The organism is Paenibacillus sp. GYB004 (assembly GCF_036577605.1).
Taxonomy (GTDB): domain Bacteria; phylum Bacillota; class Bacilli; order Paenibacillales; family NBRC-103111; genus Paenibacillus_AB; species Paenibacillus_AB oceani.
The window spans coordinates 280,214-294,452 of sequence record NZ_JARBDB010000047.1; the positions used below are offsets into that span (position 1 = coordinate 280,214).

The 14,239-nt window shown below is 56.7% G+C and carries 10 protein-coding genes; 8 read left to right on the forward strand and 2 right to left on the reverse strand.

The window, feature by feature from the left end:
* Window positions 1-98 precede the first annotated feature (98 nt).
* From PV433_RS19830 to PV433_RS19855, 6 genes are all read left to right on the forward strand, one after another.
* Window positions 99-3,926, forward strand: coding sequence for a heparinase II/III domain-containing protein (locus PV433_RS19830; protein ID WP_332073785.1), 3,828 nt, complete (start codon window positions 99-101; stop codon window positions 3,924-3,926).
* A gap of 119 nt (window positions 3,927-4,045) precedes the next feature.
* On the forward strand, window positions 4,046-5,053 hold the full coding sequence (locus tag PV433_RS19835; protein ID WP_332073786.1) for a Gfo/Idh/MocA family protein: 1,008 nt from the start codon (window positions 4,046-4,048) through the stop codon (window positions 5,051-5,053).
* 165 nt (window positions 5,054-5,218) lie between these two features.
* Complete coding sequence (locus tag PV433_RS19840; RefSeq protein ID WP_332073787.1) at window positions 5,219-6,682, forward strand: sensor histidine kinase; 1,464 nt, start codon at window positions 5,219-5,221, stop codon at window positions 6,680-6,682.
* 12 nt (window positions 6,683-6,694) lie between these two features.
* On the forward strand, window positions 6,695-7,381 hold the full coding sequence (locus PV433_RS19845; RefSeq protein WP_332073788.1) for a response regulator transcription factor: 687 nt from the start codon (window positions 6,695-6,697) through the stop codon (window positions 7,379-7,381).
* Between the two features lie 183 nt (window positions 7,382-7,564).
* The gene (locus PV433_RS19850; RefSeq protein WP_332073789.1) at window positions 7,565-9,058 is read left to right on the forward strand and encodes an S-layer homology domain-containing protein; all 1,494 of its coding nucleotides are present in this window, start codon (window positions 7,565-7,567) and stop codon (window positions 9,056-9,058) included.
* An 86-nt stretch (window positions 9,059-9,144) separates the two neighbouring features.
* Window positions 9,145-9,954: an ankyrin repeat domain-containing protein gene (locus PV433_RS19855; protein WP_332073790.1), complete on the forward strand. Its 810-nt coding sequence runs from the start codon at window positions 9,145-9,147 to the stop codon at window positions 9,952-9,954.
* A gap of 143 nt (window positions 9,955-10,097) precedes the next feature.
* Here PV433_RS19855 and PV433_RS19860 read toward each other — a convergent pair whose 3' ends face one another.
* Window positions 10,098-10,367: a hypothetical protein gene (locus tag PV433_RS19860; protein WP_332073791.1), complete on the reverse strand. Its 270-nt coding sequence runs from the start codon at window positions 10,365-10,367 to the stop codon at window positions 10,098-10,100.
* 31 nt (window positions 10,368-10,398) lie between these two features.
* A complete protein-coding gene (locus PV433_RS19865; protein ID WP_332073792.1) occupies window positions 10,399-12,591 on the reverse strand; it encodes a GDYXXLXY domain-containing protein in 2,193 nt (730 codons plus the stop codon).
* A 256-nt stretch (window positions 12,592-12,847) separates the two neighbouring features.
* Between PV433_RS19865 and PV433_RS19870 the strand changes: the two genes are divergently transcribed.
* The gene (locus tag PV433_RS19870; RefSeq protein ID WP_332073793.1) at window positions 12,848-13,276 is read left to right on the forward strand and encodes a cell wall hydrolase; all 429 of its coding nucleotides are present in this window, start codon (window positions 12,848-12,850) and stop codon (window positions 13,274-13,276) included.
* Window positions 13,277-13,432: 156 nt separating this feature from the next.
* Window positions 13,433-14,230: a peptidylprolyl isomerase gene (locus tag PV433_RS19875; protein WP_332073794.1), complete on the forward strand. Its 798-nt coding sequence runs from the start codon at window positions 13,433-13,435 to the stop codon at window positions 14,228-14,230.
* Window positions 14,231-14,239 lie beyond the last annotated feature (9 nt).

The window sequence follows — 14,239 nt, forward strand, 5'->3', positions numbered from 1 at the left end:
CTTTGTGTGAGACAGGTTGAAGCCTCCCCCAAAAGCAGGTCGGCCGGCTGCCGCAACGAACTTGCTTTTGGGGGAATTTCAGACAGGAGAGGATCGGGATGTCGAAGAGATTGCTCTCCGCAATCGGGGGATGGCTCATGATCGGTATCATTCTCGCAACAGCGATCGGATCGTATAGCGACCGTACGGACGGCAGACGGCTGCCGGACGGCGCCTTCCAACCTTACACGGATAAATGGGCGATCGTTCCCCCGGCGGGGCAAGCTCCGTCGATAGACGGAAACCGGGACGATCCGGCCTGGAGCGGGGCGGCCGTGCTCGGAGACTTCAGGACCGCCTACTATGCCCGCTCGCTGTCCCGTGCCGTAGAGTACCGGGCTGTTTACGACAAAGACTATTTGTACATCGGCGGATGGGTTGCCCGTTCGGAAGCGGATACGCTGTCGCATATCGAAGTCATCGTCCGGCCTGCTGGCCGGGATGACGGTTTTTATGTCGCGCGTATACCGGTGGCTGCCAATGCGCCGGTCGCTTTATCCACGATCTGGAATCCGTCTCCGGATGTCACGAACCTTTCCGCCGATACGGGCAAGCGGATGATCCGCTCGTTCCGCTACGCCGTATCGGGGCAAGAAAGCGGCGGAAGCGGCGCCGGACCAACGGCGGACCGGGGGCCGGCCGCAAGCGATCTGTTGATCGTGGAGACGGCGATCCCGTTCTCCGAATTGCTGCCTGCCGGCGGCCAGTTTGCCGAAGGCGACGAATGGCAGCTGAACATCGTGCATGTGCACAATCTGTACACGCAGCCGCTCAGCTCCTGGGTGCCGGTCCGTCAGTCGGATCATTGGCATCAGAACGGGGCGACGGCCAATCTGCGCGTCAGTCTGATGGACCAGGATCGGCTGGGCAGCATCTTCCTGGGCCGGCTGCCGGATCGACTGGCTGCTGAGCCGGGAAGTATCGCCGCATGGCGTCCGGAGGATGCGCTGTTGGTGGATAACGGTTTTACCGCCAAACAGTTGAGGTTCACATGGAAGGAGGCGAAGCTGTCCGCATCCGACATGCAGCTGTACTGGAAAGAGCCCGGAGGCTCGTGGCGGCAGTTGACTGACGCGGATGTCAGCCGAAAAGGCTCTGCGTATACGGTGGACTTCCGGCATCCGGCTCCGAAGAACAGCGGACTGTATCATCTGCAGCTCGTACTGGCGCCTGCCGCGTCCTCCGGCCGGACGGCGGTGCTGACCTTCGACCGCGACATGCTGGCCGCCTCCGGCGATGCGAAGTATGCCGCTTCCGCTCCGGCGAACGGCGCGGCGAAGGATTCATCGGCCGAGCCCGTCCCGTGGAGCGAGCCGTCGGCGGAGGTTCAGCGGATTAAGAGGCTGATACCGCCGCAGCCGGGGTTTATCTTCGTCGGTTTGCCGGAGATGCCGGATTTGTATCCGGGCGGCGGACTGTACCAGTTATCTGCGGACGGGCTCAAGCTGACGGCGCCCCGCACCGGTACGGTCTATCCGAACGACCGGTTTAAGGAAGACAAGGAGCTTGTACTCACGAATGCGAAAGGCGAAACCGTCTCGATCCCGTACTACGAAGACGCTTCCGGCAAACGTTACTATATAACGGCGCATCTGTGGTATTTGCAAAAATCCCGGGCGATCAGCCAGACGGCGGCGCTCGTGAGGACCGACCCGCTGGGCGCGGCGCGTCTGCTGTACGAATTCGCCAAGGCGTACGAAGGCTACAATCCGACCGTCGACCGGGTGGCGGGCAATCTGCATGCGAACTTGTCGGCGGACAAACGGTCGGGTCCCCCGTACGCGTACTGGGGCGGCATATGGGACCGCTGGTGGTACAACGATCTGACCCAGCTCACTCCGCTCATTAAGGCGTATGGACAGTTGAAGCGTACGAATGTGTTTACTCTTCTAAACGAGGAAGCCGGAGAAGACGTAGAAGAACGAATCGTGCAGGGCCTGATCGTTCCGTCCGCGGATTTCGTACTGACGTATCCGGACTATCTGGGCAATATGTCGTTTCAGCCTTGGAAAGGGCTGATCGAGGTAGGCAAGGCGCTCGGGAAGCCGGACTATATCCACCGGGTCGTCGAGCTGATCGAAAGCCTCGTGACCCGCATGTTCCTGTCGGACGGCTACTGGCAGGAGGTGACTCCGAGTTACCACCTGCAGACGGTGAACGGCTTGAAGCAGGTGGCGGATCAGCTCAAAGGCTGGAGCGATCCGCCGGGTTACGTATCGCCACGTACCGGCATCCGGTTCGACAATCTCGATATGGAGCAGCAGTTCCCGATCATCCGCCGGGCGGTGGAGAACGGCAACAAGCTCGTCTATCCGGACGGGAACGTACTGCCGGTCACCGATACGTGGGCAAACGGCAAGCCGGCCGATCCGATAATCAATGGCGGCTCGTTCCTGCTGCCGGCTGGCAAAATCGGCCGTCTGGCCGGAGGCGAAGGACCGGGTCAAACCCAGCTGTACATGGGCTTTCAGCCGAAATACGGTCATGCGCATCTCGATCCGCTTAATCTGAGCTTGTATGCGCAAGGCCAGGAGCTGCTGCCCGACCTCGGCTATACGCACAATACGTTTTACCGCTGGTTCGCGCTATCCACGATGGGTCATAACACGGTTGTGGTCGACAGCGCGAATATGGTGAACGGCGCACAGGCGAAGCAAGGCGGCAACGTCGAGGCTTTTGTAACGGAGGGCGGCTTATTCCAGGCGATGCGCGCCGATTACGCTTCGGCGTATGGGGTGACGGAGGCGTACAGCCGGGAGCCGTGGTTCGTGCCGTTCGCGGACGGAAGCGGGGAGCAGGGCTACGTGCTGGATCTGTTCCGCGTCAAGGGGGGAAGCCGCCACGAGTATACGCTGCAGGGGGACGCAAACCGCGATGCGGAATTTGCGACGGATATGCCGCTTACCGATTACGGTACGTATTTGCTGCCTCCGGGAACGAAAGTCGTGCAGCCGGTGAGCAACAGCGACAGCGGCAGCGCGGAAGGCTTCTACCCCGGTTATATCTATATCCGGGATGTGAAGCAGGCGCAGTTGGACGGCGATCAATACGCGGTGACCCTCGTAACGGAACGTAACGGGATTCCGCAATCGAAGCTGAACATTTTCGGGCTGCTGGAACCGGGGGATAACGAGCTGTATCTTGGGCGTTCCCCTTCGCTTCGGTCCATCCGCATGCTTGGCAGCAGCAAGGACAATAACGACGAAGCGGTGAAGTACACGATGCCGAAGCTGGTGCTGCGGCGCGAAGGCGTGAACTTGAGCAGCACCTTTACGACCGTGATGGAGCCGTACAGCGATCGGGCTGCCCGGATCGAGACAGTCGAGCGGCTGCCGCTGGACGGGGCGCCCGAGGGCGCTGTAGCGGTCCGAGTCACCTACGGGGATACGACAGACATCCTGCTGAGCAATCCGAATCACCCGGAGCAGCCTCTGACGACCGGCGATGTGACGATGGTTGGAGAGATGGGCCTGATCCGGCTGACGGGCGGAGAAGTGCGGGATATGTCTCTTGCAGGCGGCACGCTGCTTCAAAAAGGCGATCGGAAAATGACAGGTCCGGGCACCGTATCCGGCACGATCCGCGATACATGGCGCAAGGCGAAGGGCGATCCGTTCGATGCGTTTGTGACTGATCAAGATGTACCGGAACAGGCGAAAGGCCGCTATATCCTTATCCGTCATCCGGAGGGGAACAAAACCGGCTTTAAAATCGGGGACGTGCGCCGCCAGGACGGGAAGACGCTGATTGTTCCGGCGGAGCACGACCCGGGGTTCGAGATGGCGGAGGACGGCTCGTCGCGTCAAATGTTTTATCCCGGACAGTCGTGGACGGGGCCGGGAATGCATACGTTTGCCATACCGAATATCGAGCGGTTGAATCGCTGATAGGAAGTTCGGCGGTTCGCCTCTGCACAGAACCGTCTTCACTGGATCGGCCGGGGGAGTCAGCGCTGCTGGCGGCTTCCGGCCGTTCTCAACACTACTGGGAGAGAGGGAGCGAGATTATGAGACCCTACCGGGCAGTCGTCATTGGAGCGGGAAAAATTGCGGGCATTCATTTGCAGACGCTGCAAGAAAACGGAAGAACCGAGCTTGCGGCCGTAGCGGACATCGACCCCCGCAAGGCGGAGTCGGTCGCTTCCGCGTACGGAATTCCCGTGTATACAGATTATAAAGAGATGGTGCTGACGGAGAAGCCGGATATTGCGGTCATCACGCTGCCTCATTTCCTGCACAAGGAATCTGCCATATGGTGCGCCTCTTACGGATGTCATGTGCTGGTCGAGAAGCCGATGGCGATGAATGTCCGGGAATGCATCGAGATGAACGAAGCGGCGCGCGCCAGCGGCATTATGCTCGCGGTCGGACATATGCAGCATTATTATCCGGTGAACCGGAAAGCGAAGGAGATTATCGAGTCGGGGAGGCTCGGAAAGCTCGTGATGATGATCGACCGGAGATGGAGCGATTATTTTACCGAAGACCGCCCGTCCTGGTTTCTGAACAAAGCGCAGTCCGGAGGCGGGATCGTCATCAATATCGGCAGCCATTCGATCGACAAGCTGCAATGGTTGACCGGCAGCCGGGTAACGAGCGTTAAGGCGAGCCTGACGTATCTCGGAGACCGGGGAGATGTGGAGGGAAGCGCCAGTCTCCAGATGAAGACCGATTCGGGCGTTGCCGCGAACCTATCGCTGAGCGGTTACCGCAACGTGATGACGAACGAAACGGAGCTGCTGTTTACGGACGGTCAATTAAAAATTGAGGGCAGCCGCAAACTGTGGATCAGCGACAAAGACAACAAATCGTTTGAACTGATCGTTACAGATCATCAGCCCGGCGCGTTCCAGGCTCAATGGGACGACCTGCTGGATGCGATCGATAACGGTCATGAGCCGGGAATATCCGGCCGATACGGCCAAAGCGTCGCTGCCGCGGTCGCCGCGGTGTACCGCTCTCACGAGACCGGCACGGAGCAAGCCGTCGAGGAGGCAGAAGCACGGATCGTTTAGATCCGTGCGGATTTGCCTGCGATCGTTGCGGCCCCAATCGAGACGACCGCACTAGAATCAGCCTTCTGAACAATTTGCAACGCATTCGAACGCCATCCCCTCTCTATACTTCCTCCCCTCCCTTGTGCTAATGTAGTAGCTAACTTACAGCAAGGGAGGTCCGCCATGTCCGTACGCTCCAAAATTATCGTATCCTATACGCTCGTGCTCGTCGTGACGATCCTGATTTTTATTACGACGGCTTTTTTGGTCGCCTTGGCGGTCACGGGCGACGCGAGAAGCTTCAAGCCGTTTTATACGATCCATTTTACGCTGCAGCCTTTAACCCCGGAGCAGGAAAGCTTGTACATGGATTTAAAATATATCGCGAAGACGAGCCCCGAGAAGTTGTACGATGACAGTCTTCAGAAAGATTACGAGTTTCAGCTCCGCGTAGCGAAATCGACGCTGCTGATCCGCAAGGAAGGCGATGTCGACTTCGCCTCACCGCAGCTGGAAGGAACCGGCGTGGAGCGGGTGCTGCCCGATTACGAGCTGGACAATATCCGGATCCGCAGCTCGGTCAACATCGGAGACCGGTTTTACGGCTACGCCAAATACGACTTCGTCCTGCCCGATCAGTCCCGGGGGAGCTTGTTCGTGATCCGCGAGCTCAGCCCGTTTGCGGCTTTGACCAGCAAATTGCTGCCTTTGCTTATCTCGCTGCTGTTTGTCGTATTGGTGCTGGCGAATGTGATGCTGTATTTCTTCATCACCAGGCGGATCATCAAGCCGCTCGATACGCTGCGTATGTCCGCCGCCCGGATCAAGGAGGGCGACCTGGATTTTCGGGTCGAGGCCCAGTCCCTGGACGAGATTGGCCAGCTCAGCCAGCAATTCGAAGATATGCGCCGCAAGTTGAAGGAATCGGTCGATTTGCAGCTCCAGTACGAGGCCAACCGCAAAGAATTGATCTCCAACATTTCCCACGATCTGAAAACGCCGATTACGACGATCAAAGGGTACATTGAAGGGATACGCGACGGCGTGCCGAACACGAAAGAAAAGATGGACAAATACGTCGATACGATCTACACGAAGGCGGTAGCGATGGACCGGCTGATCGACGAACTGTTTCTGTACTCGAAGCTTGATTTGAAAAAGGTGCCGTTCGATTTCGTCCGGACCGACCTGCGGGCGTTTATCGACGGTCTCGTGGGAGAGCTGCGTTTCGAACTGGAGCAGCAAGGGTTTCAGGTGGAATGGGCAGGCAAGGGCGGTGCTCCGGCATTCGTCCTGCTCGATCCGGACAAGATGAAGCGCGCCATTGTGAATATTGTCGAGAACAGCATCAAATTCTGTGATAAGCCGGACAAAAAAATTCGGTTTACGTTGACGGAGGAAGCCGGCAAGCTCAAGCTGACGATCGAGGATAACGGGCCGGGCATAGCTGAAGATGCGGTCCGCTCCGTATTCGACCGGTTTTATCGAGCCGATTCGTCTCGCAATATGCGGACCGGGGGAAGCGGTCTCGGGTTGTCGATCGCCAAGCAAATCGTGGAGGGCCATCAAGGTTCGATCGGCGTGGAAAGCGAACCCGGTGAAGGCACGGTTGTTTCAATCACATTTCATGTTTGCGAAGAAACGTAGGAGTCGATCACGATGAAGCACATATTGATCATTGAGGACGAGACGAGCATAGCTGAGCTTCAGAAAGACTATTTCGAATTAAACGGTTTTCGCGTCGACATGTGCCATACCGGCCGCGAAGGGCTGGAGAAGGCGCTGCAAGGGGATTACGATCTGATCGTGCTCGACTTGATGCTGCCGGGGATCGACGGTTTTGAAATATGCCGGAGCATCAGAAGCGCCAAAGAAGTTCCGATCGTCATCGTGTCGGCGAGGAAAGAGGAAATCGATAAAATACGCGGCTTCGGCACGGGCGCCGACGACTACATGACCAAGCCGTTCAGCCCGGGCGAGCTCGTCGCCCGCGTCAAAGCCCATCTGTCCCGTTACGAAAGACTGGTCGGCAAAAAACGGGCGGACGACGAGATCCGTATCCGCAATCTGACGATTCAGACGGCGTCGCGCCGCGTGTTCGTAGCGGAACGGGAAGTAACCTTTACGGCCAAGGAGTTCGATCTGCTTACGTTTCTCGCCGTTCATCCGGATCGGGTGTTCAGCAAGGACGAGTTGTTCGAGCGAATATGGGGGGCCGATTCGCTGGGCGACAACAACACGGTAACAGTCCATATCCGCCGCATCCGCGAAAAAATCGAGTCCGACCCGTCCGCGCCGCAGTTCATCGAGACTGTATGGGGCGCGGGTTACCGGTTCTCCGTCTGACAGAGGTTGTTCAAAAAGTCCACTTTTGATCACGAAGCAGATCAGGAAGCCTAATCGACATCGAGTTTTGAACTCGTACTAACAGTTAATAAATATTTAATCTCCGGTTTCTTTCGAGTTTAGAATTGTCCGTTATGATGAATGCATGAAGTCGCAATCATTATAAACCGGGAGGAATTCGAAATGAAGAAACCGCTTATGACTCTTTTCGCGGCCGCTGTCATCGGCTCCGCGTCGCTTATTCCATATCATGCCCAAGCTGCAGCTGTTGACACGACAATCGTGGCCGCGCTCAGCGATTTGTCCGAAGCAGGCTCCTACCGCAGCGCGATCGAAGGGTTAATCAAGCTGAACGTGCTGTCCGGCTACGAGGACGGAACCCTGAGACCGAACCGCGAGCTGAGCGGCGCCGAGATCGCCAAAATGGCGGTAACCGCGTTCGGCCTGCAGCCGAAGCCAGACGGAGCTCCGCTGCCTTCCGACATTGCCGAATCGGACTGGTACGCGTCGTATGTACAGGCGTTTCTCCATAACGGACTGAAGCTCGGCACGAACGGCAAGTTCGCGCCTGCAGCGCAAGTGACTCAGCAGGATCTCGTATCGATTGTGGCGGCATCGCTTAATAAAAAACCGTCGATCGTCCAACAATGGGTGACCGATTATACCCCGGGCAAGGCGGTAACCCGCGGGGAAGCGGCGCAGCTGATCTGGAAGTCGATCCCGCACCTTCCTTCCGCGAATGCGGAAGTGACGAGCGTGAAGGCGCTCAACCCGGTAACGCTTGAGGTTACGTTCTCCGCGCCGCTTACGGCGGCTGACGTTAACCTGGATCAGGCGAAGAAAAACTTCAACTTCGACAACGATATGGCGCTTCTGAATGTGCCGCAATTAAAAAACGGAGCCGTCTCCACGTATATCGTTCCCGTCACGGTACAAGCGCCAGGGAAAACGTATACGATGTCGTATAAAGGCAAAACCGCCGGTACGTTCGAAGCGGTAACGAACAAAATTCCGACCGGTACGGCCCGTCAGGTGACCAGCGATACGTTCGAGATCGAAACCTTGCTAAAAGACGGAACGGCGGACTATGGTTATGTGGTGGAAGCTTACTACGGCAGCCGCAACGGCCAAGAGCTTACTCTAGACGAAAATAACCGGGCGAACGGCAAAACGTATGCGATCATCTCCTCGCTGCGGGACAAAACTGTAACGATCACGCCGGAGGGCGGACAACCGATCGAGGCGAAGTACGTGCCGTTTACGCAGGCGACCGACGGACGTCAAGCTCCGAAATACCGGCTGCCAGCCGGCGAAACATTAAAACCCGGCGTAACCTATACGGTATCGTCCGACTGGTCGACGATTGCAGAGCCGACTTTCAAGGCCGAATCGGCGGCTCCGCTAGTGATCCAGTCGGCAACCGCGATAAACGAGACGTCGGTCGAGATCGTGCTGAGCGCCGATCCGCAGGACGAGCTGTTCGCGCTTCGCAGCGTGACACTTACCGCCGAAGACGGAACCGCGGTTACCGCGATGTACAAGTTCCAAAGCCGTAAAGGTGCGGCGGGTACATTCGATTTGACGAACGGAGCAAAGCTTGCGCCGAACACGACTTATAAAGTGACGGCTTCGGGCGATTGGGCTTCCGCCGATCAGGTGACCGTTACAACGAAGTAAGGATAAGCATACAACCGACCGGACAACGTTCGGGAAGAAGGATCTCCTCGGAGGTCCTTTTTCAACAGAATGAGGAGGCGGGTCAGTTGGACATCTGGCATAAAATAGGGATTATTACGCTGCTATCCGTCATGCTGGCGGGTTGTCAGACAGCTCCGGCACCAAGCGGACCGGGCGGCGGGGAGCGGATTGAGGCGGAAGCTCCGCAGCCGCCGAATGAAACGCCAACGCTGCAACAGCCAAACGAAACGCCCGCACCGCCTGTGGCGGCACCACAAGACGAAAGGAGCGCCGGCGAAATGAGCAAACAGCTGATCGAAGCGGCGGAACGCGGGGAAACCGGCGTTGTCAAAACATTACTCTTGCAAGGCGCGGCGATCGACGCCCGGGACGACAGAGGCCGCACCGCCGTTATGGCGGCTACGCACGGCAATAAGCCGGAGACGGTAAAAGCGCTGATCGGGGCTGGAGCGAACATCCATATTCAGGACGACCGGCAGGACAATCCGTTTCTGTACGCCGGAGCCGAAGGGCTTCTGGAAATTTTGAAGCTGACGATCGAGGCGGGGGCGGATACGAAACTGACTAACCGGTACGGCGGCACAGCCTTGATTCCGGCGGCCGAACGCGGCCATGTGGACATCGTGAAGGAGCTGTTGACGATGACGGATGTGGACGTCAATCATATCAACCGGCTCGGCTGGACGGCTCTGATGGAAGCCGTCGTGCTGGGCAGCGGGGGCGTCAAGCACCAGCAGATTGTGCAGCTGCTGGTCGATTATAAAGCGGACGTGAACATTCCCGACAAAGACGGAGTAACCGCTCTGGAACACGCCGCCAAACGGAAGTATAAGGAAATCGAGCGTATTCTGATCGGGGCCGGGGCGAAGAAGTAATCATTCGGGTCGATCACTGTCGGAACGGACGCGGCAAAATAAAGACGCAGCCATCATCGCTTGCGAGAAGCGGTGGTAGCTGCGTCTTTTGTCGGTTAGGCCGTCGTTGACGGTATTTTTATACGGCCGGCAGGGTGTTGCGTCTATTCGTTTCTGGTGTTGATTCTCTTCCTCAGTTTGTTTGCGATTCCGTCTATGCCCCATCCGGCAATCAGCCAGAACAGCAGTGTAATCAAGTAATAACCGGCCAGCGGAATTCGGACGTACGATCGTACCGTTACGCTTGCTTCATGCAACCAAAGCGGCGGACTTGTCAGAAATAACACGATGTTGTAATCGTCGGCACCCGATAGATTAAACAAAATGACAGCGGCGTACACGACCGGAAGCCAAAACTTCGCTTGCTTGAGCATGTTTGGGCCCTCCCCGAAAACCGGTATTCGATCAAGGCAGGTCCGGAAGCAGCCGGGCGACCAGCGCGTCGCCGTTGCTAGCGACTTTCACTTCCGCATATTTCGCCGTCCGTTCCACGTCCATGCCCGTTCCTTCCGGAACGAAGAAATGCTCGATGCCGTATTCGATCGTCCGCCAGCTTCTCCATTTGCCGTTCAGCACCACTTCGCCCGGCTGGAGCGCATAGGACTTGTCGTACAGCTGTTTGAACTGATGCGCGCCGGAAGGCGACTTGGCCAGCACAACGGATACTTTGCCGCTTTCCTCCGGCGTATTGCCGGTCCAATCTCTTCCGAACGGCTCGGAAACGGTATACCGCAGCTGTACATAGTCTCCTTGCAGCAAAGAGCGCGGGTCCAGAGGAAGGAGCTCCAGATAAACGGTCTCTCCACGCGCCAGTATCGTTTCGCTCCGGCCGATCTGGACCGACAACAGCATCAGGCAGGCGACGACTACAGCCGCCATCCAGAACGAGCGGACACGCGGTCGGATATCAGACAACCGTTCCTCGGGAGCGTTCCGGAATTTCCGTTCCAGCCAGTAGGTGACCAGCAGGAGGAGGCAGCCGATGAGCGCGAGGCTCCACGACTTATGCAGCAGCTTCCACGCGGTATCGTAATATTTCCAGAAGACGAACAACGTCCAAAATCCGAAGGTGACCCGGTATGCCGCCCTTTCGCCCAACCGATGCGCACCGACGATACAGGCGAGCAGAACGATAAAATAGAGCAGATCGTACTCGTAACGTTGTGAAGCAAAAGTCAGCAGCAGGAACAAGGTCAAAAACGAGTAATACCCGCACCAGCGCATGGCGGACCGGAACGTGCCGACCGGTACGAAGCGATGCAGCCAGGAGATAACCGGCATGACGCAAGTCAGGAGAAGCAGCACCTGCACGGTATCGTCAAGCAGCATAAACAGCCATAGTCCCGCGATCGTAACGGCTGCCGCAAAAAACATCGAACGTTCTGCCAGTCCTGTCGCGAATGTGAACATCAGAGCGCAAACAACCAGGTAGACGAGAAGGAGCAGCGTAAATTCGTCGAACAGGGCGGAGCCTACGCCGATGCATAATCCGATCGAAAATAACGAGTAGCGGATTACCGGATTCAGCTTGCGCGCGGCCATCATGGCGATCGTCAGAAACAACCCGGCGCTGTTTAATACGTTTAACGGCTCATCGAGATCGAAGACGAGGATCAGAAAACCGATCAGGCTGACGGCCCCGATCACCGTTCCGACGAAAATAGCGGTTATCGAAAGCACTCTGACGATCCAATGCCGGAGCGCTTTGCCGTTTTCCTTCTGTTCCTCATCGCCCTCGGCATCGTCCGGAGGAACGAGTGATTTGACGTATTGTATCCATTTCGCGCTGCCCCATATAAACAGCCCGGCGAACAGAAGCGACAGGATGAAAAACGATTCGCCGGCTTCGAAATGAAGAAGCAGCTCGATATATTTCATAATGAGATACACCGACACGAACAATCCGGTTCCGAGCAAATACGGCTGGTTCGCTTCCCGGATGAAAAGCCGGACCCATACGGCGAACAAAACAACCGCCGCAACATTGAATATCTGTGCGTAATCCTCGAACGCAAACGAGTTGGAGAGCAGGATGACGATCCCGTTTAATACCGTAAAAGCGGTCGCTGCCAGAAATGCGCCCCGGAGCCGGTTCGTCCGGACGAGATAGTAAAGCAGTCCGTTAATGAAAGCGAGCAGAGACAAGATGCCGATCGCTTCAACGTCCTCGTAATCGACAAAACCGGTATTCGGAAAAAAGTACAGCCAGTAGGCCAGCGTACCGAGAATATAAGCGAGTACGGTGAATGGTTGCCAATTGACCTGTAAGGCGAATACGATCGATGCTGCGCACCAGACGGCGTACAGGGCGTAACTGTCGGCATGCGAATTGTACGTTTGCCCGATGACCAAAAGCGCGACGCCGAACGTGATGCAGCAGGAGAACAGGGAGAGCCGGCTTAGAAACTGCCGTCCCGGACGTCCGGCCAAATAGACGGACAAGCCGTACAAGGCCGCAAGCAGAATCATGATCGGGGCAAACTTTTGCCAGCGGTCCAGCGAGCCCCAATTGGAGGCGAAGAAATAGACGAGAGAAGCGAGCAGCGAGCTGCAGCCGAGCGTGTATCCTGCATTGTAGCCGAAGGATTGGGTTTTCATGGCGATTCCTCCCTGAAGCTTTAGTGGAGTAACATATCAAGTCCTCTTGATCTTATTGTATCCGCTTGGCTCCGGATTTCTAAGTACTAACTTTCCCTAGTACCTGGTCATAATCGATGCTTATAAATTACCCGGAAACAGCAGTTTGACACAAGGCGCGAAGCAATTTCCGCCGCTTTCGGCCGATAGGCAGTCACCCTTGGGCGATTAGCGTAATATGATGGTTGTAGAATAAAAACGTCTGCGAGGTGTACGAATGGCTGTCGTCAAAGCAAGGGCCAACGATATCGATCTGCTTGCAAGACTTCTGCGCGCCGAAGCGGAAGGGGAAGGCGAGCAAGGCATGATGCTGGTCGGCAATGTGGGCATCAACCGGATCCGGGCGAACTGTTCCGATTTTAAAGGGCTGCGGACGATCCCGCAAATGATTTACCAGCCCCACGCCTTTGAAGCGGTTCAGCACGGATATTTTTATCAGCGGGCGAGAGACCGCGAGAAACGGCTGGCGCAACGGTCGGTTAACGGGGAGCGGAGCTGGCCGGGCAAGTTCAGCTTGTGGTACTTCAGACCGGAGGGCGATTGCCCGCCTACGTGGTACAATCAGCCTCTTGTCGGCCGGTTTAAGCTGCACTGCTTCTACGAGCCCAAGCCGGGCGAATGCGATAATATTTACAATACGTTCTAGTTACCGGCAGGGTTCTCGGCCGGCTGGTATGCCGCCTTTGCTGACAAGGGCGGCTTTTTTGCGTCCGCATGCAGCCGGCGGCAGGGAAGTCGGCCGCTCGTGAAGAATACCAAAGATGTCCGTAATGGAACAAAACAGGATCAAAGGTGGATCGGAATGAAAAACAAGCTGCAAGGAATCGCAATCGGCATTATCATCGGCGTCGTATTCTCCCTCACTTTCGTATCGGCGTCCGGAACGAGCACATCGATCGACGTGTATTTTAAAAATTTGCGTTTTTTGTTTGACGGCGTCGAGAAGAAAACGGAGCAAAGCAGCTTTATCTACGAGGGGACGACTTATGTGCCGATCCGTTTCGTCAGCGAAGCGCTGGGCTTGCCTGTCAAATACTTCGGCGAGACGGAAACGATCCGGATCGGGCGAATTTACGACGCTCCTCCGGCAATGACAATCGATCAAGAGCAAACGTACGAGGCGACGATCACAACGACCAAAGGGAGCTTCAAGGTGGAGCTGTTTGCGAAAGACGCCCCGAAAACGGTCAATAACTTCGTTTTCCTGGCCAAGGACGGATTTTACGACAATGTCTTGTTCCATCGCATTATCCAATCGTTCGTCATTCAGACCGGCGACCCGACCGGAACCGGAAGAGGCGGACCGGGGTACGAGTTCGAGGACGAGCTGGACAACGGCCACAAATATGAGATCGGGACCGTCGCGATGGCGAACGCCGGAGAGGATACGAACGGCAGCCAGTTTTTCGTCTGTTCGGGGGCGAACTGCGATAATTTGAATAAAAATCCGAACTATTCGATCTTCGGCAAGGTGTCGGAAGGCATGGAAGTCGTTACGGCCATCGCCGCCACGCCGGTTGAACTGTCGGCATACGGTGCCAGCAAGCCTACGGAAGAGGTTCGCATCGAGAAAATCGAAATCGCGGTAAAACCGCAGTAGACGTCTTGT